At 59.5% G+C, this 19,790-nt stretch carries 20 protein-coding genes; 9 read left to right on the forward strand and 11 right to left on the reverse strand.

What is annotated here, in order from left to right; all coding sequences use genetic code 11:
• Positions 1-68: 68 nt before the first annotated feature.
• The 3 genes from glpD to glpK all read right to left on the reverse strand — a co-directional run bounded on the left by glpD (position 69) and on the right by glpK (position 4,208).
• The gene (gene glpD / locus CGA22_RS19275; protein WP_041020265.1) at positions 69-1,607 is read right to left on the reverse strand and encodes a glycerol-3-phosphate dehydrogenase; all 1,539 of its coding nucleotides are present in this window, start codon (positions 1,605-1,607) and stop codon (positions 69-71) included.
• A 245-nt stretch (positions 1,608-1,852) separates the two neighbouring features.
• Positions 1,853-2,608, reverse strand: coding sequence for a DeoR/GlpR family transcriptional regulator (locus CGA22_RS19280; protein WP_041020250.1), 756 nt, complete (start codon positions 2,606-2,608; stop codon positions 1,853-1,855).
• A gap of 94 nt (positions 2,609-2,702) precedes the next feature.
• Positions 2,703-4,208 (reverse strand): glycerol kinase GlpK, encoded by a 1,506-nt coding sequence (gene glpK / locus CGA22_RS19285; RefSeq protein ID WP_041020249.1) that lies wholly within the window; start codon positions 4,206-4,208, stop codon positions 2,703-2,705.
• A gap of 196 nt (positions 4,209-4,404) precedes the next feature.
• Here glpK and ybaK point away from each other — a divergent pair, with 196 nt between their 5' ends.
• Positions 4,405-4,875, forward strand: a complete 471-nt coding sequence (gene ybaK / locus CGA22_RS19290; protein WP_041020248.1) for a Cys-tRNA(Pro) deacylase — start codon at positions 4,405-4,407, stop codon at positions 4,873-4,875.
• A 126-nt stretch (positions 4,876-5,001) separates the two neighbouring features.
• On the forward strand, positions 5,002-5,784 hold the full coding sequence (locus CGA22_RS19295) for a PhzF family phenazine biosynthesis protein (RefSeq protein ID WP_041020247.1): 783 nt from the start codon (positions 5,002-5,004) through the stop codon (positions 5,782-5,784).
• Between the two features lie 205 nt (positions 5,785-5,989).
• Here CGA22_RS19295 and CGA22_RS19300 read toward each other — a convergent pair whose 3' ends face one another.
• Both CGA22_RS19300 and argF read right to left on the reverse strand, forming a co-directional pair.
• Positions 5,990-7,099: an ABC transporter ATP-binding protein gene (locus tag CGA22_RS19300; RefSeq protein ID WP_041020246.1), complete on the reverse strand. Its 1,110-nt coding sequence runs from the start codon at positions 7,097-7,099 to the stop codon at positions 5,990-5,992.
• Positions 7,096-8,016, reverse strand: coding sequence for an ornithine carbamoyltransferase (gene argF / locus CGA22_RS19305; RefSeq protein ID WP_041020245.1), 921 nt, complete (start codon positions 8,014-8,016; stop codon positions 7,096-7,098). The genes CGA22_RS19300 and argF overlap by 4 nt, the downstream gene beginning before the upstream one ends.
• Positions 8,017-8,419: 403 nt before the next feature.
• Between argF and CGA22_RS19310 the strand changes: the two genes are divergently transcribed.
• The 3 genes from CGA22_RS19310 (at position 8,420) to grxD (ending at position 11,385) form a co-directional block, all read left to right on the forward strand.
• The gene (locus CGA22_RS19310; RefSeq protein WP_041020244.1) at positions 8,420-8,704 is read left to right on the forward strand and encodes a hypothetical protein; all 285 of its coding nucleotides are present in this window, start codon (positions 8,420-8,422) and stop codon (positions 8,702-8,704) included.
• A 131-nt stretch (positions 8,705-8,835) separates the two neighbouring features.
• Positions 8,836-10,944, forward strand: a complete 2,109-nt coding sequence (locus CGA22_RS19315) for a molybdopterin oxidoreductase family protein (RefSeq protein WP_041020243.1) — start codon at positions 8,836-8,838, stop codon at positions 10,942-10,944.
• A 99-nt stretch (positions 10,945-11,043) separates the two neighbouring features.
• Positions 11,044-11,385, forward strand: coding sequence for a Grx4 family monothiol glutaredoxin (gene grxD, locus CGA22_RS19320; RefSeq protein ID WP_041020242.1), 342 nt, complete (start codon positions 11,044-11,046; stop codon positions 11,383-11,385).
• 232 nt (positions 11,386-11,617) lie between these two features.
• Here grxD and bfr read toward each other — a convergent pair whose 3' ends face one another.
• Both bfr and CGA22_RS19330 read right to left on the reverse strand, forming a co-directional pair.
• Positions 11,618-12,091, reverse strand: a complete 474-nt coding sequence (bfr, locus tag CGA22_RS19325; protein WP_041020241.1) for a bacterioferritin — start codon at positions 12,089-12,091, stop codon at positions 11,618-11,620.
• Between the two features lie 199 nt (positions 12,092-12,290).
• Positions 12,291-12,509 (reverse strand): bacterioferritin-associated ferredoxin, encoded by a 219-nt coding sequence (locus tag CGA22_RS19330; RefSeq protein ID WP_041020240.1) that lies wholly within the window; start codon positions 12,507-12,509, stop codon positions 12,291-12,293.
• 297 nt (positions 12,510-12,806) lie between these two features.
• On the opposite strand from CGA22_RS19330, the gene CGA22_RS19335 reads away from it, so the two are divergent.
• Entirely contained in the window at positions 12,807-13,409 is a 603-nt protein-coding gene (locus CGA22_RS19335) for a peroxiredoxin (protein WP_041020239.1), read from the forward strand.
• 117 nt (positions 13,410-13,526) lie between these two features.
• Here CGA22_RS19335 and rnt read toward each other — a convergent pair whose 3' ends face one another.
• Both rnt and pyrC read right to left on the reverse strand, forming a co-directional pair.
• Entirely contained in the window at positions 13,527-14,204 is a 678-nt protein-coding gene (gene rnt / locus CGA22_RS19340) for a ribonuclease T (RefSeq protein ID WP_041020238.1), read from the reverse strand.
• Positions 14,201-15,247 (reverse strand): dihydroorotase, encoded by a 1,047-nt coding sequence (gene pyrC / locus CGA22_RS19345; RefSeq protein WP_041020237.1) that lies wholly within the window; start codon positions 15,245-15,247, stop codon positions 14,201-14,203. The genes rnt and pyrC overlap by 4 nt, the downstream gene beginning before the upstream one ends.
• A gap of 191 nt (positions 15,248-15,438) precedes the next feature.
• Between pyrC and CGA22_RS19350 the strand changes: the two genes are divergently transcribed.
• On the forward strand, positions 15,439-16,461 hold the full coding sequence (locus CGA22_RS19350; RefSeq protein WP_041020236.1) for a flagellar protein MotY: 1,023 nt from the start codon (positions 15,439-15,441) through the stop codon (positions 16,459-16,461).
• A gap of 127 nt (positions 16,462-16,588) precedes the next feature.
• Positions 16,589-17,806 carry an argininosuccinate synthase gene (locus CGA22_RS19355; RefSeq protein ID WP_024779511.1) on the forward strand — a complete coding sequence of 406 codons (1,218 nt, stop codon included), beginning with the start codon at positions 16,589-16,591 and terminating at the stop codon, positions 17,804-17,806.
• 95 nt (positions 17,807-17,901) lie between these two features.
• Here CGA22_RS19355 and CGA22_RS27170 read toward each other — a convergent pair whose 3' ends face one another.
• Positions 17,902-18,393: a hypothetical protein gene (locus CGA22_RS27170; RefSeq protein WP_041020235.1), complete on the reverse strand. Its 492-nt coding sequence runs from the start codon at positions 18,391-18,393 to the stop codon at positions 17,902-17,904.
• 477 nt (positions 18,394-18,870) lie between these two features.
• On the opposite strand from CGA22_RS27170, the gene CGA22_RS19365 reads away from it, so the two are divergent.
• A complete protein-coding gene (locus CGA22_RS19365; protein WP_041020234.1) occupies positions 18,871-19,497 on the forward strand; it encodes a response regulator transcription factor in 627 nt (208 codons plus the stop codon).
• Positions 19,498-19,551: 54 nt separating this feature from the next.
• On the opposite strand, the gene CGA22_RS19370 is transcribed toward CGA22_RS19365, so the two are convergent.
• A complete protein-coding gene (locus tag CGA22_RS19370; protein ID WP_139647744.1) occupies positions 19,552-19,731 on the reverse strand; it encodes a PA3496 family putative envelope integrity protein in 180 nt (59 codons plus the stop codon).
• Positions 19,732-19,790: the final 59 nt, after the last annotated feature.

Consider the following 19,790-nt stretch of genomic DNA (forward strand, 5'->3'; position numbering starts at 1 on the left):
TGCGATTTCAGACAGCAAAAAGCCCCTGAATCGTTAGATCCAGGGGCTTCGGTCGAGCAGGCTATCGATCAGGCCGCTTCGATCTTGCGGCGGTTATGGGCGACCTTGTCCAGGTATTGCTGCAGCTTTTCCTGTTCGGCAGGGGTGGTGAACAAGCCCAGTTTGCTACGGCGCCACAGAATGTCCCGGGCATCGACGGCCCATTCGTCGCTGCACAGATAGTCGACTTCCCGAGTGTAGAGGCCAGCCCCAAGCAGCTCGCCCAGGTCGCTCTGGTTGTGTACGCCTTCGAGCATGCGCCAGGTACGGCTGCCGTAGGTCGTGGCCCAGCGGCGCGCGAGGTCGGTGGGTACCCAGTCGAACTTGTCGCGGATCGCCGAGCACAGTGCCTGCGGGGTGGTCATGTTCTCGCCGCCGGGCAACGGGGCGTCGGCGGTCCAGCTCGGCTGCATTTGGGTGAAATAGGGGGCCAGTTGCGCCATGGCCGATTCGGCCAGTTTGCGGTAGGTGGTCAGCTTGCCGCCGAACACCGACAGCAAAGGCGCCTCTTGGCCGCCACCGGAAAGCGCCAGGGTGTAGTCCCGGGTCACGGCCGACGGGTTGTCGGACTCGTCGTTGCACAGCGGACGTACACCGGAATAACTGTGCAGGATGTCGTCACGGCTGATCTGTTTCTTGAAGTGGGCATTGACCACATTCAACAGGTAATCGGTTTCGCCGTCGGTAATCGCTACTTTGGCCGGATCGCCGGTGTATTCGCGGTCGGTCGTGCCGATCAGGGTGAACTGGTTCAGGTAAGGGATGGTGAACACGATGCGCTGGTCTTCGTTCTGAAGGATATGCGCGTGTTCGCCTTCATAGAGTTTCGGCACGATCACATGGCTGCCCTGGATCAGACGAATACCGTACGGGGATTCCATCTTCAGGTCATCGCGAATGAACTTGGCGACCCATGGACCGGCTGCGTTCACCAGCGCCTTGGCGCGGATGGAAAACAGGCTGCCGTCGGCGCGTTCCAGGTGCAAATGCCACAGTCCATTGCTGCGGCGAGCGTTCACGCAGCGGGTACGGGTGTGGACGTGCGCGCCTTTTTCCCGCGCCGCCATGGCGTTGAGCACCACCAACCGTGCATCGTCGACCCAGCAATCGGAATATTCGAAGCCCTTGGTGATTTCGCTTTTCAGCGCGCTGTCGGCACTGAATTTCAAACTCTTGGAGCCGGCGAGTTGTTCGCGCTTGCCCAGGTGATCGTAAAGGAACAGACCGGCACGAATCATCCAGGCCGGACGCAGGTGCGGACGGTGGGGCAGTACGAAACGCATCTGCTTGACGATGTGCGGGGCCTTGGCCAGCAACACCTCGCGCTCGGCCAACGCTTCGCGCACCAGGCGGAATTCATAATGTTCGAGGTAGCGCAGCCCGCCATGGATCAGCTTGCTGCTGGCCGATGACGTATGGCTGGCCAGGTCGTCCTTTTCGCAAAGGAACACCGAAAGACCGCGACCGGCAGCGTCCGCGGCAATCCCTACGCCATTGATACCACCGCCAATGACGGCGATGTCGTAGATTTCGGCGATAGGGGGCGTAGGCAACGTGGAGGTGGGCATCGGCTGGCCTCGGTTTTCTTTCATGACATTTGAATTCGAACATAAATGTTCATTTGCGAAAATACTAGCCCATTAATACAGCAGCGGCTAGTCGATCCCGATTGAAAAAACTCATCGAAAGACGTCAAAAGGAAAATTTTCGAACATAAAAAAGATCGCAGGCTTCGCCAGCTCCTACAGGTATGGTGTAGAGGGCTGGCGAAGCCTGCGATCTCGCGAAGCTGAAAACAGCAGCTGAAGCTGCCTTAAACCACTTCCAACCGAATCTTGTGCTGGCTCAGCAACTGCACCAAGGCCGGTACTGGTTGCTGGTCGGTCACCAGGCAGTCAATCAGGCTGATGGGCCCGAGACGGACCATGGCGTTGCGCCCGAACTTGCTGGAGTCCGCCGCGAGCAGCACTTGCCGGGCGTTGGCGATGATCGCCTGGGAGACGCGCACTTCCTGGTAATCGAAGTCCAGCAGGCTGCCGTCTTCGTCGATCCCACTGATACCCACCAGGGCGAAATCGACCTTGAACTGGTTGATGAAGTCGACGCTGGCCTGGCCCACCACGCCACCGTCGCGGCGCACGTTGCCGCCGGCGATCAACACTTCGAAGTCGTCCTTGGCACTGAGGATCGACGCCACGTGCAGGTTGTTGGTGATGATTTTCAGCTGATTGTGGTTGAGCAGCGCCCGGGCGATGGATTCGGTGGTAGTGCCGATGTTGATGAACAGCGACGCATGATCGGGGATCTGGGCGGCGATGGCTTCGGCAATGCGTTGTTTCTCATCGCGCATCTGATCGGCGCGCATGGCGTAGGCGGTGTTTTCAACGCTCGAATCGTAGGCGGCACCACCATGGTAGCGACGCAGCAGGTTCATCTCGGCCAGTTGATTGATATCGCGGCGGATGGTTTGCGGGGTGACGACGAACACCTGAGCCATTTCCTCGATGCTGACGTAGCCGCGTTCACGGACCAGTTCGAGGATTTGCTGCTGACGGGGAGGCAGATTCATGGGGCTTCCTTTGGGCTGCCATGCAAAATTTGCCCATGATGCCGCAGGAATCCACTCCCGACCAGTTTCAGTCCTTTTTCATGCCGGTTTCAGGCTACTCGGCGTCTTCGTGGGATTCCCAATCGCGGGTGCGGCTGATGGCTTTTTTCCAGCCCGCGTAGAGTTTTTCCTTCGCCTGTTCGTCCAGTTGCGGTTCGAACCGGCGCTCGATCACCGCTTTGCCGCGCAGCTCTTCCAGGCTGCCCCAGAAGCCGCAGGCCAAGCCCGCCAGGTAAGCGGCGCCCAAGGCCGTGGTCTCGCGCATTTTCGGGCGTTCGACCTGGGTGCCGAGGATGTCGGCCTGGAACTGCATCAGGAAGTTGTTCGCGACCGCTCCGCCGTCAACGCGCAAGGCCTTGAGGCGTTCACCGGAATCCTGCTGCATGGCGTCGAGCACGTCGCGGGTCTGGTAGGCGATCGACTCCAGCGCCGCGCGAATGATGTGATCGACCCGTACGCCGCGCGTAAGGCCGAACAGTGCGCCACGGGCATAAGGGTCCCAGTACGGTGCGCCAAGGCCCGTGAAGGCGGGCACGAGGTACACGCCGTTGCTGTCCTTGACCTTGTTGGCGAAGTATTCGGTATCGAGGGCGTCGTTGACGATTTTCAGCTCGTCGCGCAGCCACTGCACCGTGGAACCACCATTGAATACCGCGCCTTCCAGGGCGTAGGCCACCTCGCCACGGGGTCCGCAGGCGATGGTGGTGAGCATGCCGTGATTGGATTTGACTGCCTTGTCCCCTGTGTTCATCAACAGGAAACAGCCGGTGCCATAGGTGTTTTTCGCCTGGCCCGGTTCCACGCACATCTGGCCGAAGAGGGCGGCCTGCTGGTCGCCGGCGATGCCGCCAATGGCAATGCCGCTCTTGGTGCGGCCATAGATTTCCGAAGAAGACTTCACTTCCGGCAACATTTCCCGGGGGATGTCGAGGATGTCGAGCATCTTCGCGTCCCACTCCAGGGAATGGATGTTGAAGAGCATGGTACGCGAGGCGTTGGTGTAGTCGGTGACATGGACCTTGCCGCCGGTAAATTTCCAGATCAACCAGCTGTCGACGGTGCCGAACAGCAGCTCACCGTTTCGCGCCCGTTCACGACTGCCTTCCACGGTGTCCAGGATCCACTTGAGCTTGGTGCCGGAGAAGTACGGGTCGGTGACCAGGCCCGTGGTCTGGCTGATGTAGGGCTCGTGGCCATCGCGCTTGAGTTGTTGGCAGATTTCGGTGCTGCGCCGACATTGCCAGACGATGGCGTTGTAGATCGGACGACCGGTGGTCTTGTCCCACACCACCGTGGTTTCACGCTGGTTGGTGATGCCGATGGCGGCCACCTGATCATGGTGCAGGCCGGCCTGGGCCAGGGCTTCGACCATGACTGCGCTCTGGGTGGCGAAGATTTCCATCGGGTCATGTTCGACCCACCCGGCCTGGGGATAATGCTGGGCGAATTCGCGTTGGGCGGTGCAGACCACATTGGCGTCACGGTCGAAGATGATCGCGCGCGAGCTGGTCGTGCCCTGGTCGAGGGCAATGATGTAGTTCTTGTTCTGGAGGTCGGTCATATCGATTGCCTTGGGACGTAAATCTGGTCTCGGATGATGCTCGAGACATGCGTTCTGGCTTTCACTTTCGAAAAAATATAGACAAGAAACGCTGCTGTCAAAGATTGAAAGTGAACCTTCGGTCATATTTTCAACTATTCGTGAAGTATGACTTAGAATCCCGGCCCACTCTTTTCTGATTTCTTCAGGAGCGGTCATGACCCCCGCATTGGATCTGCTTAAAAAAGTGCGCGCCGAGCATCGCATCCACAGTTACGAACACGATCCCAAGGCCGCCTCCTATGGCCTGGAGGCCGCGGAAAAGCTGGGGTTGGATCCGGCGCAGGTGTTCAAGACATTGCTGGCCGCGAGTGAGAAAGGTGAGCTGCTGGTGGCAGTGGTGCCGGTGGTCGGCAGTCTGGACCTGAAAGCGCTGGCCCATGCCGCCGGTGTGAAGAAAGTCGAGATGGCCGATCCGGCGGCCGCGCAACGTTCCACGGGTTATCTGCTGGGCGGTATCAGCCCTTTGGGGCAGAAGAAGCGCTTGCGCACCTTCATCGACCGTTCCGCCCAACCCTTCGCCAGCATCTATGTCAGCGCGGGGCGACGCGGGTTGGAGGTGGAACTGGCGCCTGGGGTACTGGCCGAGCATACCGGGGCGGCGTTCGCCGATATCGGTCGCGCCTGATCTCTTGCGGGCAGATTTTGCCCTACGCTGTAGGGTGAAAATTCACTTGATCTGTCACTGGCGTGGCGGCGTCAAGGCGCCTCATGCTCGCGCCTCTATAACAAGGATTCTTACGAGGAGAAGGCCATGCAGCTTGCGTTTCATCAAGTCGATGCGTTCAGCGACCGACCGTTTGGCGGCAACCCGGCGATAGTCTATCGGCTCGATGCCTGGCTCGCCGATGACTTGATGCAAAAGATCGCCGCCGAACATAACCTGGCCGAAACCGCGTTCCTGGTACGCGAAGGCCAGTATTGGCACATCCGCTGGTTCACCCCCACCACCGAAGTCCCGTTATGCGGACACGCCACGCTGGCCAGCGCCCATGTGCTGTTCGAGATCTACCACGAGACTGCCGACCGGTTGGATTTCATGTGCAAATCCGGCCCCTTGAGCGTCAGTCGCGAAGGTGACCGGCTGTGGCTGGATTTTCCGGCCATGATACCCAGCGAACTGGGCGCCTCCCTGGCCGTACAGAACGCCCTCGGTGTCGAGGCGGTGGACGTCCTGACATCCAACGTGTTGCTGGTGGTGCTGGAGTCGGAGCAAGCGGTGCTCGATTGCAAACCGGACATGGCAGCCCTGGCCAAGCTGCCGTGGCCCGGCGCTATTGTGACCGCGCCGGGTAGCCGGCATGACTTTGTCTCGCGTTTCTTTGCCCCCGCGATCGGGATCAACGAAGACCCGGTGACCGGATCGACCCATTGCAGCCTGGTTCCGTACTGGTCCAAACGCCTGAGCAAACTGGGGCTGACGGCTTATCAATGCTCGGCCAGGGGCGGGGCGCTGTTCTGCCGATTGGAGGGGGAGCGGGTGAAGATTGGCGGGGATGCGAGGTTGGTGGCCAGTGGGACGTTGTTGCTGGGCTGATCTGAAGCCGGGAGCTGCGCCAGCCGTCAGGCCGTCATCGCGAGCAGGCTCGCTCCCACATGGGATGTGGGGTGTACGCAGCCTTTGCATACACCACCAAGACCTGTGGGAGCGAGCCTGCTCGCGATGACGGCGGCAAAGATAATACAGTTGCCCCCACAATCAAAGATCAGAGACAACGGGAAGTGGGCGTCTCGGCCAGACTTCAATGGGCCGCGCCGTACCGCCGCACCCCACTCTCCACCAATGGTATGTGCGCAGCCGTGCTGCCCGAGGCCTGGAACAGCACCAGATGTTCAGCCGACACCCGAATGCCGACATGGGCACCGACCTGATGATCGGCATGGCTCGGAAAGATCGACTCCAGTTGTGCCCCCGTCGGTAACTGAAGGCGGTACAGGGTCGAAGCCCCCAGGAACGTCTTGCCGACGATCCGGGCCGTGAGTGGGCTGTCCGGCGCGTAGACGATATCGTCCGGCCGCAACAGCACATCCACCGCGCCGCCGACGGGCCAGGTGTAGGCCCGGTTGCCGCGCAGGATACCCAGCTCGGTCTGCACCGACTCCGGGCTTTCGAGCCGGCCACGGATGAAATAGCCCTGGCCGATGAAACTGGCGACGAAGGGCGTCAGCGGTTCGTGGTACAGGTTGTAGGGCGTGTCCCACTGTTCCAGCCGACCTTCCCTGAACACGCCGACATGGTCGCTGACGGCGAAGGCTTCTTCCTGGTCATGGGTGACCAGAATGGCGCTGGTCCCGCGCGCCTTGAGAATGTCCCGCACTTCATGGCTGAGCTTGCGACGCAGCTCGCCGTCGAGGTTGGAGAACGGTTCGTCAAGCAACAGCAACTGTGGTTCCGGCGCCAATGCGCGGGCCAATGCCACGCGCTGTTGCTGGCCGCCGGACAGCTCGTGGGGAAAGCGCTTGCCCAGGTTCTTCAGGTTGACCAGCTCCAGCAGTTCTTCCACCACGCGATCCTTGTCCGGATGCTTGCGGATGCCGAAGGCGATGTTCTCCGCCACACTCAGGTGGGGGAACAGCGCGTAGTCCTGGAACACCATGCCGATACGGCGCTTTTCCGGAGCCAGGGTGAAGCCGGCGCGGGAAAGGGTTTCCCCGGCCAGCTGGATTTCACCTTCGTGCACCGGCTCGAAGCCGGCAATGGCCCGCAATGTCGTGGTTTTGCCACACCCGGACGAGCCGAGCAGGCAACCGATGTCGCCGGCATTGAGATGCAGGTTGAGATTCTGCACGACCCGTTGGTCCTGGTAACCGCAGGCCAGGTTGTGCAGATTCAACAGCAGGGGATGACTCATGCGTGGTGGTACGCCGGCTCGACAAGGAACTCGAGCAGGGCCTTTTGGGCATGCAGACGATTCTCGGCCTGATCCCAGGCGACCGAGCGCGGGTCGTCCAGCAGGTCGAAGCTGATCTCCTCGCCACGGTGGGCCGGCAGGCAATGCATGAACAGCACGTCGGCATCCGCCAGGTCGAGCAGGGCCCGGTTGACCTGCAGCGGCGCGAACAGCTCGAGGCGCCTGGCGGTTTCTTCTTCCTGGCCCATGGAGGTCCAGACGTCGGTGCTCACCAGATGCGCGCCGGCCACGGCCAGTTTCGGATCACGGACGATGGACACCCGATCCCCAGCCTTGGCCAGCAGTTCGGCGCTGGGGTCGTAGCCCTCGGGGCAGGCGATGCGCAACTGGAAGTCGAATTGCATCGCCGCTTCTATATAGCTGTTGCACATGTTGTTGCCATCGCCGATCCAGGCCACGGTCTTGCCCTGGATCGAGCCACGGTGTTCCAGGAACGTCTGCATGTCGGCCAGCAACTGGCAGGGATGCAGGTCATCGGACAGGCCATTGATCACCGGCACACGGGAATGGGCGGCGAATTCGGTCAGGGTGCTGTGGGCAAAGGTACGGATCATCATCACGTCGAGCATGCTCGACATGACGATGGCGCAATCGGCGATCGGCTCGCCACGGCCCAGCTGGGTATCGCGGGGCGACAGGAAGATCGCCTGGCCGCCGAGCTGGATCATGCCGGCTTCGAACGAAATTCGGGTACGGGTCGATGATTTCTCGAAGATCATGCCCAGTACGCGGTTCTTCAGGGGCTCGAACAGTACACCGCGGTTACGCAGGTCTTTGAGCTCCACGCCTCGACGGATCACGCCGAGCAACTCATCGGGCGTGAGATCCATCAGGGAGAGAAAGTGCCTTGCGCTCATGATTGACTACCTTTTTGTAACAGACCGCAGATGCTCAAAGCCTTGTTTAATAAAAAAACGGGCGAGACCTGCGGCAAAAGCCGCACGGGGCGACGAAAATAGGGGAAGGCGCGATATTGACATTAAATGTCGCGTCTTACCAATAGGGCTACGGTTTTTGGGGATTTCAGCGGGGTCGTCACCAGACTGTGATGACATGTTTGAGGCCGGTTTCCTGACAGCAGCGATCCATTTGTACACTGGCGTTGCGCAGCTTGGCAATCAGCCGGGACGGGCCTGACATCGCGGATGGTCGGTTTGTGATCCGTTATTCCGTGATTCGCCTGTCTGGTGGTAAGTGTGAAACATTTCCTAATGTAAAAGGCTGGGTTATAAAAGAACCCCTAGACGCAGGAGCCTCGAAATGGATTCGAAAGAGCAACAACTGATGGAGCTGCTGGGGCTGACGGCACGCTCCCTGACTCACCTCACCGCTTCGGTGACGTCCATGTCATTCGAGTTGTTGCGCAGCGATGATGAAGTCATCAAGGCCGCCGGTCGCCGAATGATCGATCGCATGGCCACCATCAGCGGCGGGCTCGACGAGCATTGGCGATTGATCGGTGAGTTGACGGGAGTGCCTATCGCCCAGGAACAGGTGCAGACCGTCGAAGAGATCCAGCTGTTGGCGCCGCCTCCCGAACAGTGATGTCACTTCATCGGTACGCCTGATGCCCGGCAATTCACAGGACGAACCTCGCTGGCAAAGGCGTGGATCACGCGCCATAGTTTTGTTCCCGCGGCCGAAAGTGCCCGCCACGAATAAAACAGAGACTGGCCATGACCAAGACTCTTCACCACCGTGCGTGCCATCTGTGTGAAGCCATCTGCGGCTTGACTCTGGAAACCACCGAAACCGAAGGCCAGGGCCTGGCGATCACCTCGATCAAGGGCGATCCGCTGGACAGCTTCAGCCGGGGCCATATCTGCCCCAAGGCGGTGGCCCTGCAGGATATCCAGAACGACCCGGATCGTTTACGCCAACCCATGCAGCGGATTGGCGGCGAATGGCAGCCCATTGCCTGGGACGAAGCGTTCGCATTGGTCGCTGAGCGCCTGGCGGCCATCCAGGAACGCCACGGCCAGAACGCGGTGGCGGTCTACCAGGGCAACCCGAGTGTGCACAACTATGGACTGACCACCCACAGCAACTATTTCCTGGGTTTGCTGAAGACCCGTAGCCGCTTCTCGGCGACTTCGGTGGACCAGTTGCCCCATCACCTGACCAGCCACTTGATGTACGGTCACGGCCTGCTGCTGCCGATCCCGGACATCGACCACACCGATTTCATGTTGATCCTGGGCGGCAACCCCTTGGCGTCCAATGGCAGCATCATGACCGTGCCGGATGTGGAAAAGCGCCTCAAGGCGATCCAGGCCCGCGGTGGCAAGGTGGTGGTGGTCGACCCGCGTCGTAGCGAAACGGCGGCCATGGCGAGCCAGCATCTCTTCGTGCGCCCCGGTGGTGACGCCGCGCTGCTGTTTGGCCTGCTCAATACGTTGTTCAGCGAGGGCCTGACCCGCGACAGCCACTTGCCGGTGGATGGCCTTGAGGACGTGCGCCAGGCTGTCGCAACCTTCACCGCCGAGGCAATGAGCCCGCTCTGTGCGGTGCCGGCGCCGCAGATCCGTCAGTTGGCCCGGGACTTCGCGGCCGCGCCCTCGGCGGTCTGCTATGGGCGGATGGGCGTCTCGACCCAGGCTTTCGGCACGCTGTGTCACTGGCTGATCCAGGTGATCAACCTGGTGACCGGCAACCTGGACCGGGTTGGCGGGGCGCTGTGCACCGAGCCGGCGGTGGATGTGGTTGCCAGTACCTCGGGCGGGCATTTCAACCGCTGGCAAAGCCGAGTCTCCGGGCTTCCAGAGTACGCTGGCGAGCTTCCTGTATCGACCCTGGCCGAGGAAATGCTCACCGAGGGCGAGGGCCAGATCCGGGCATTGGTCACTGTCGCCGGCAATCCGGTGTTGTCCACGCCCAACGGGCGGCAACTGGAGCAGGCATTGGACGGGCTGGAGTTCATGGTCAGTGTCGATCTGTATATCAACGAAACCACGCGCTATGCCGACCTGATCCTGCCCTCGACCTCCGCGCTGGAAAATGACCATTACGACACCACGTTCAACCTGTTCGCGGTGCGCAACGTCACCCGCTTCAACCGGGCCATCCTGCCCAAGCCCGAGGGCGCATTGCACGATTGGGAAATTTTTGTCGGCCTGGCCAAGGCTTTCGCCGCCAGGACCGGCAAGGAACTCAAGCCGACCATGCCGCCCGCACAGATGATCGACTTCGGTTTGCGGGCGGGCGCTTACGGAGATGCTTCGCCGCACAAGCTGTCCCTGGCGACGCTGTTTGACCACCCCCATGGCATCGACCTTGGGGCGCTCAAGCCTAACCTGGCGCCGCGACTGAAGACCGAAAATCAACGGGTGCAGGCCGCCCCCGCGGTGATTCTCGCCGACATCGGGCGTTTCGCCGCGTTGCCGACACCCAAGCCGGATGAGTTGCTGATGATTGGCCGTCGGCATGTGCGCAGCAACAATTCATGGATGCATAACTTCCATCGACTGGTGAAGGGCAAGCCGCGTCATCAACTGCTGATGCACCCGGATGACTTGGCCAGTCGTGGGCTGAGTGATGGGCAACGGGTAAAGATCAGTTCACGGGTGGGGGTGATCGAAGTCGAAGTGCAGGGCAGCCCGGACATGATGAAAGGCGTGGTCAGCCTGCCCCACGGTTGGGGCCATGCCCGGCCGGGTGTGCAGATGAGCATTGCCAGCGAACAGCCCGGCTCCAGCGCCAATGACCTGACCGATGAGCGGCAGATGGACGAGTTGTCCGGCAATGCGGCGCTCAATGGCGTGCCGGTAACGGTGGTGGCGGCGTAAAATTGTCTCTGGAGGAGACCGAGCACCCTGCTCGGCTTTCCGTTACAATGCGCCACCGTGTCGACGACTTAAGTCGCGAAGTTTAAGCCGAGGTGCTCCATGGATATCATCGAAACGATCAAAGACCAGATTGCCAACAACACCGTCCTGCTCTACATGAAAGGCTCGCCGAATGCGCCGCAGTGCGGTTTCTCGGCCAAGGCTGCCCAGGCGGTGATGGCATGTGGCGAGAAGTTCGCCTACGTGGACATCCTGCAGAACCCGGAAATCCGTGCCAACCTGCCGAAGTACGCCAACTGGCCGACCTTCCCACAACTGTGGGTCGCGGGTGAGTTGATCGGCGGTAGCGACATCATGACCGAGATGGCCGCTGACGGCTCGCTGCAGACCACGATCAAGGAAGCTGTAGCGAAAGTAGCGGCGAGCAAGACCGAAGCCTGATTTACGATGGTCCGTGTTCGCCACTCAGACTGTGGTTGAACAGGGACCTTGTGGGAGCGAGCCTGCTCGCGATCGCGACGAGTCAGATAAAGTGATGGCGGCTGACACACCGCAATCGCGGGCAGGCTCGCTCCCACAGTAGAATTTCGGTGCTGCCTGGATACCCAGGCAATAAAAAGCCCCGCCTCTCATCAGAGGGCGGGGCTTTTTAGTGGCTCGTCTTTGGCGAAGATTATTCTTCGCCCATCTGCGATTGCAGGTAGTTCTCAAGACCCACTTTGTCGATCAGGCCCAGTTGGGTTTCCAGCCAGTCGATGTGCTCTTCCTCGGATTCGAGGATGTCTTCCAGCAGTTCACGGCTGCCGAAGTCGCCAACGCTTTCGCAATGGGCGATGGCGGCTTTCAGGTCGGCGTGGCCGGTGCGTTCGATACGCAGGTCGCACTCGAGCATTTCCCGGGTGTGTTCACCGATGTGCAATTTGCCCAGGTCCTGGACGTTCGGCAGGCCTTCGAGGAACAGGATGCGCTTGATCAGCTTGTCCGCGTGTTTCATCTCGTCGATGGACTCGTGGTACTCGTGCTTGCCCAGCTTGTTCAGGCCCCAATCCTCGTACATGCGTGCATGCAGGAAGTACTGGTTGATTGCGACCAGTTCATTGGCGAGGATCTTGTTGAGATGCTGGATGACTGTAACGTCGCCTTTCATGGTGAGGCCTGCCCTGTAGTAGCTGTATATGAGGCAGAGTTTGAGCCGCGCACCTACGGGTGTCAAACCTAAGTTATTGAATAATAAATGAAAATTAATCGGAATAAGAATGTTTGTGTTCCGCGTCTTGAAGCTAAGCAATTGATTTAAAGGCATAAAAAAACCGGACACTGAGTCCGGTTCTTTAAAAGCCTGTTTATTACGCGGCGGTAAATTCCACGGGGAAGGGGATCGATGCCTGGGCCGTTTGCACCTTGGCGAGGGTTTCGCGAACCACTTCCTTGGCCAGGCAGGCGCATTTGCCGCATTGGCTGGCTACGCCGGTGGCCTGGCGGACTTCGCGATAGCTGCAGCAACCTTCATAGATCGCTTCGCGGATTTGTCCGTCGGTGACGCCAGTGCAGAGGCATACATACATAAGTGAGAACCGTCGCTGGTTGTGACTCAATTGAGACGGATCTTAATGTTAACGAGAATGATTGTCAAAGTGGTTTCTGAAGTGCCTGGGATAGAGCGGCCTCGGGCTGACGAACGGTTTCTTAATGGCACTCTGGCGATTTTTCGATAACGCCAAAAAACCGTTGAGGACAGTCCAAATGCGCGGTGTATGATGGTCGATCCTTGCGAAGCAGGTTCGTGTCACAGGGTTGTCGCCGGAGGGTGGCAGGCTGGCACGAGCCTTGGTTTTTCACGTTACTACACCAGGAGATATCCAATGAGCGTACTCGTAGGCAAGCAAGCCCCTGACTTCACCGTTCCTGCCGTTCTTGGCAATGGCGAAATCGTCGACAGCTTCACCCTGTCCTCGGCCATCAAAGGCAAATACGGCCTGGTGTTCTTCTATCCGCTGGACTTCACCTTCGTCTGCCCGTCCGAGCTGATCGCTCTGGACCACCGCATGGACGACTTCAAGGCCCGTAACGTTGAAGTGATTGCCGTTTCGATCGACTCCCACTTCACCCACAACGCCTGGCGCAACACGCCGATCAACGGCGGCGGCATCGGCCCGGTGAAATACACCATGGCTGCCGACATGAAGCACGAAATCGCCAAGGCCTATGACGTCGAATCCGAAGGCGGCGTGGCGTTCCGTGGTGCATTCCTGATCGACGACAAAGGCGTGGTTCGTTCGCAAATCATCAACGACCTGCCACTGGGTCGTAACATGGAAGAGCTGATCCGTCTGGTCGACGCCCTGCAGTTCCATGAAGAGCACGGCGAAGTCTGCCCTGCCAACTGGAAAAAAGGCGACAAGGGCATGACTGCATCGCCTGAAGGCGTTGCCGCTTACCTAGGTGAGCACGGCGACAAGCTGTAAGCGAAACAGGCATAAAAAAACCGGCCCTCGATGGGCCGGTTTTTTTATGGTTTAGAACTGCACGCAGTACTTGTGGCGAGGGGATAAATCCCCTCGCTGCCAAGCCAGGATTTGCACTCAATCGTCGAAATCCTGCCAGCCACCCATCTCCTTCCAGCGATTGACGATCCCGCAAAACAGCTCGGCCGTCTTCTCGGTGTCGTAGCGGGCCGAGTGAGCCTCGCGGCCATCGAAGTCGATGTCGGCCGCCTGGCAGGCCTTGGCCAGCACGGTCTGGCCGTATGCCAGGCCGGCCAGGGTGGCGGTGTCGAAGCTGGAGAACGGATGGAACGGGTTGCGCTTCATGTCCAGGCGCGCGACGGCCGCGTTGAGGAAACCGAGGTCGAAGCTGCTGTTGTGCCCGACCAGGATCGCGCGTTTGCAACCGTTGGCCTTCAGCGCCTTGCGCACACCGCGGAAGATGTCGGTCAGGGCCGTTTCTTCACTGACAGCCATGCGCAATGGGTGATCGAGCTTGATCCCGGTGAACTCCAGGGCCGCTGCTTCGATGTTGGCACCTTCGAAGGGTTCGACGCGAAAGAAATAGGTGTGGTCAGGGAACACAAAACCTTTTTCGTCCATGCCGATGGTGGTCGCGGCAATTTCCAGCAGCGCATCGGTGGCAGAGTTGAAACCGCCGGTCTCTACGTCGACCACCACCGGCAGGTAACCCCGGAACCGGGCAGCCATGGGGTGGCGAGTGCCGCTTGAACCGCCGTTGCCGTCCAGTTCGTCATCGAAATGCTCTTCACTCACGCGTTTTCCTCCAGCAGGCGCCAGCGCAGTTTTTCACCGGCGCGCAGCGGGATGACAGTCTGCTCGCCGAAGGGCAGGCTGGCGGGGGCGGTCCATTCGTCGCGGACCAGGGTAATACGATCGGTGTTCACCGGCAGACCATAGAAGCGTGGGCCATGGAGGCTGGCGAAGCCTTCGAGCTTGTCCAGCGCGTTGCGTTGCTCGAACGCCTCGGCGTACATCTCGATGGCGGCATAGGCGGTATAGCAACCGGCGCAGCCGCAGGCCGCTTCCTTGGCATGGCGGGCGTGGGGGGCCGAGTCCGTGCCGAGGAAAAACTTGGCGCTGCCGCTGGTGGCGGCATCGAGCAAGGCTTCCTGGTGGGTGTTGCGCTTGAGGATCGGCAGACAATAGAAGTGCGGCCGGATCCCGCCCACCAGCATGTGGTTGCGGTTGTACAGCAGGTGATGCGCGGTGATGGTTGCGCCGACGTTGGCCGGGGCCTCGTTGACGAACTGCACGGCATCGCCGGTGGTGATGTGTTCGAACACGACCTTGAGTGTCGGGAAGCGCTCCACGACGCGGCGCATGTGCTCGTCGATGAAGATCTTCTCGCGGTCGAATACGTCGACATCGCCGCGGGTGACTTCACCGTGGATCAGCAAGGGCATGCCGACTTCGGCCATGGCCTCCAGCGCCGGGAAGATCTTGTCGATGCTGGTGACACCGGAGTCCGAGTTCGTCGTGGCGCCGGCTGGGTACAGCTTGGCGGCATGGACGAAGCCGCTGGCCTTGGCGTCGCGGATTTCTTCGGGCTGGGTACGGTCGGTGAGGTAAAGCACCATCAGCGGTTCGAAGCGGCTGCCGGTCGGGCGTGCGGCGAGGATACGCTGGCGATAGCCATCGGCCTCGCTGGCATTGCGCACGGGCGGAACCAGGTTAGGCATGATGATTGCGCGCCCGAAGGTGCGCGCGACATCGGCGACGGTATGGGTCAACACAGCACCATCGCGAAGATGAATATGCCAGTCGTCGGGACGCAGCAGGGTCAGGCGGTCGGACATTGGGGGGCTTCCAGGCGGGTCAAACTCTGGGGAATGCTACCGGAAAAGACCGATACAGGCACCCGCTATCAAGTTTTGCCGCAAGTGACCGATAGCCCCTTCAGGTATGAACCGAATCCGTGCAGTGTCTCGGGCCGGCGTCATACTCTCAGCGAGTACCGAATTTCGTACAAAAGCCAGTGGAGCCTCCCGTGCGCCAGCGTTATCTAGCCTTGCTCAGTGTGTTTGCCAGCCTTCCCGCCATGGCGCTCACTTTCCAGACCCGTCTGGAGAGCATTGAGTGGACGGTCGAAGGCGACAAGTTCGAGTGCCGGCTGAGCCAGCCGATCACCGATTTCGGCAGCGGTGAGTTCGTGCGCCGGGCGGGCGAGCAGGCCACGTTCCGCCTCAAGACCTATAACCCGATGATGGGCGGCGGGTCGGCAACCTTGTTGGCGGCGGCAGCGCCGTGGCAACCGGGACGGGGCGACATCAACCTGGGGTCGGTCAGGATCGGCAGTGGCGACGTGCTGTTCAACAGCTCCCAGGTCCAGGCGGGTCGTTTGATCAGCGGGCTGATGGAGGGGCGTAGCCCGGTGGTGCGTCGCAACACCGAGGACGGGCGGGTGTCGGAAGTCCGGCTGCTGCCCGTGCGCTTCAACAAGGCTTTCAGCGACTATCAAGGCTGTGTGGCGAAACTGTTGCCAAAGAATTTCGAACAAGTGAAGCAGACCCAGATCGGCTTCCCCGGCGAAGAGGTCGAGCTCGACGCACACGCCAAGGCTCAATTGCAGGTGATGCTGGACTTCATCAAGGCCGACCCGAGTGTCAATCATGTCGAACTCGACGGTCACTCCGACAACAGCGGTAACCGTTTGACCAATCGTGAGCTGTCGCGCCGACGGGCCCTGGCGGTCCAGGATTTCTTCAAGGCCAATGGCTTCCAGGAGTCGCAGATCACCTTGCGCTTCCATGGCGAGCGCTATCCCCTGGTACCCAACACCAACGCCGCCAACCGGGCCAAGAACCGCCGTGTGGTCGTCCAGCTGTCGCGTGTGTCCCCCACCGAAGCGCTGGTACCTCAACCTGCCCTTCAGCCAGCACCCGCGCCCGCAGCGGCTCCGGCCAAGGCTCCAGCGCCGGCAGCCGCACCCGCCAAGGCCCCGTCGCCCACGGCTGCGCCGGCCAAGACATCGGCGCCGAGCCCGGTTCCGGCCACCGCGCGGACATCCTGATTCGATTTAATCGTCGCGCGGCTGACATAATCTGTCGCTTCGTCGTCATAAGCTGTCGCGCCTCTGTAAATTATCTGCGCTGGACGTTAGACTTCACGGCTTTCCGTACAACCCGTGGAGTGATGGCATGGCGGACGTAAACAAGGTCGTTCTGGCGTATTCCGGCGGCCTGGACACTTCGGTGATCCTCAAGTGGCTGCAGGACACTTATAACTGCGAAGTGGTGACCTTCACCGCTGACCTGGGGCAGGGCGAAGAAGTCGAGCCTGCACGCGCCAAGGCTCAGGCCATGGGCGTCAAAGAGATCTACATCGATGACCTGCGCGAAGAATTCGTCCGCGACTTCGTGTTTCCGATGTTCCGTGCCAACACCGTTTACGAAGGCGAGTACCTGCTCGGTACGTCCATCGCCCGTCCGCTGATCGCCAAGCGCCTGATCGAAATCGCCAACGAAACCGGCGCCGACGCCATTTCCCATGGCGCCACCGGCAAGGGCAACGACCAGGTGCGTTTCGAACTGGGCGCCTATGCCCTCAAGCCCGGCGTGAAAGTCATTGCCCCGTGGCGCGAGTGGGACCTGCTGTCCCGTGAAAAACTGATGGATTACGCCGAGAAGCATGCGATCCCGATCGAGCGTCACGGCAAGAAGAAATCCCCGTACTCGATGGATGCCAACCTGCTGCACATCTCCTATGAAGGCGGCGTGCTGGAAGACACCTGGACCGAGCACGAAGAAGACATGTGGCGCTGGACCGTTTCCCCGGAAAAGGCCCCGGATACTCCGCAATACCTGGAGCTGACCTACCGCAACGGCGATATCGTCGCACTGGACGGCGTGGAAATGAGCCCGGCCACTGTGCTGGCGACCCTGAACCGTATCGGTGGCGAACACGGCATCGGTCGTCTGGACATCGTCGAGAACCGTTATGTCGGCATGAAGTCCCGTGGTTGCTACGAAACCCCTGGCGGCACCATCATGCTGCGCGCTCACCGGGCAATCGAATCGATCACCCTGGACCGCGAAGTGGCGCACCTCAAAGACGAGCTGATGCCCAAGTACGCCAGCCTGATCTACACCGGTTACTGGTGGAGCCCTGAGCGTCTGATGCTGCAACAGATGATCGACGCCTCCCAGGTCAATGTGAACGGTGTCGTACGCCTGAAGCTGTACAAGGGCAACGTGATCGTGACCGGGCGCAAGTCCGACGATTCGCTGTTCGATGCCAACATCGCGACCTTCGAAGAGGATGGCGGTGCCTACAACCAGGCCGACGCGGCCGGGTTCATCAAGCTCAATGCCTTGCGCATGCGCATTGCGGCGAACAAGGGTCGCAAGCTGTTCTGATCCTGCCGATGTGAAAACGGCCTGCCCTGAGCAGGCCGTTTTTTTTGCCTTCCCTATCTGTGCTGTGCTCCGTTGCGGCGCTTTCTCCAGATCCTTCATCCGTCCTGCACAACGCCAGCCCTGTCGCGGCTGTACATGACGTATACGACTACCTCTGCATGCTCGGCAGTCTGTTTGGAACGTTTGGCTCGATCGACTTCGATCAGCCGTTCCGAAGGGGCGCATACGAGAAAAATCACCCGCCGTTGATCGTGCTTTCTTCGCAGCAGGCGCATCCGCCATTTTTTTATCTTGTGGGGGCGGCGGAACACGCGTTTGCCACGGCACCTCGGGTCATCCATGGTCCTGACGAAGTGTTTGTTCTTGCGAAAGTCGGAAGGGGAATATAACGAACGATAGTTGAAGTTAAGCGTGACGAAAAAAAGAAGCAGGAGATAAAAAGGAAAGCTGATCAGGAACCACAGATAATATTTACGATCCTGATCATCCAGAAATGGCAAGGAAATCGCCGCGGAGGTTTCGGATAAGGTGGCGAATATGGCGATGAGAGTCATGGGGTTTGCAATGGTTTTCAAAGACTTGTTCATGGTGAATGCTCATGAGTGATCCAGTTCGATAGTTTGAGTAGGGTGAAGTTTAATAAGTGCGTCGGTTTAGTTAGCGTGCATGTATGAAGTATTGGTGTTTTGTTGTAGTCGTCGTATTTGATGGTTCTGTCCTTTTATAGGAAATTAGCGGTGGGGGCAGGGGAAAATGCGGTTTATGGATAAATAATTCGGTTACTTTTTATGAGCGGCCGAGTTTCTCTCTCTATGTAAAAAGAACGCTCCCATTGGGTAAAACCCGCGCTACTCATAGGGGGGCGGGAACGGTGAAAGCGCCGCCTGCTTTCTGCGGACCCATTCATGGCACATTATTTTCGCGAGAATTTGTAGGAATTTTCTGTGTTGCCTGTAGGTTGCGTCTTTCGGTGTGGGCGGCCAGGGGGCGCGGCATGCCAAGGTAGAAATGACTAGGCTATTGTGCCTGCTCTAAAAATTCGAACAGCGAAGTTGGATTTGCCCATGAATAAAGTGCTGATCGTCGATGATCATCCCGTCATTCGTCTTGCTGTACGTTTACTAATGGAGCGTCATGGTTATGAAGTTATTGCCGAAACGGATAACGGCGTCGATGCGTTACAACTTGCCCGGGAGCAAGCCCCTGATATTGTCATCCTGGATATTGGTATTCCGAAACTGGACGGACTGGAGGTCATCGCGCGTCTGACCTCCAACCCATCACCGTTGAAAGTGCTGGTATTGACCTCCCAGGCACCCGGACATTTTTCGATGCGATGCATGCAGACGGGGGCGGCCGGATATGTGTGCAAGCAACAGGATCTGACGGAATTGTTGAGTGCAATAAAAGCAGTGCTCTCCGGTTACAGCTACTTTCCCAACCAGGCGCTGCACACGGTGCGTTCGAGTCTGGGCAATGCCAGCGAGTCCGATATGGTGGATCGCTTGTCCGGACGAGAAATGATGGTGCTGCAGCAACTGGCTCGTGGAAAAACCAACAAGGAAATTGCGGATGGGATGTTTTTGAGCAACAAGACCGTCAGTACCTACAAGACCCGTTTGTTGTTGAAGCTCAATGCCCGTTCGCTGGTCGACTTGATCGAGCTGGCACAGCGTAACGGGTTGGTGTGAGGTTCAGGTCACGCGTACTCAGTAAAAAGCCTCCACCAGGGAGGCTTTTACGTGTCAGAGGTCAAAGTCGTAATCGGCCAGTTGCTTCTGCAGGCGACGCTCTTCCAGCAGGTTATCGATGGTTCGGCGTTTGCTCAGATTGGTCTTGGGCACTTCCACCACCGGTTCGGCGTCTTCGGTTTCAATGGCGATGAAATCGTCTTCTACATCCAGTTGTTCTTTGCCAGTACTCATGGGTTCGACTCCAGGCTAAGACTGCCTTTGGGGCACCTTATATCGATAAACCACGAGCG

Source organism: Pseudomonas sp. PSB18, from assembly GCF_014596565.1.
Lineage (GTDB): Bacteria > Pseudomonadota > Gammaproteobacteria > Pseudomonadales > Pseudomonadaceae > Aquipseudomonas.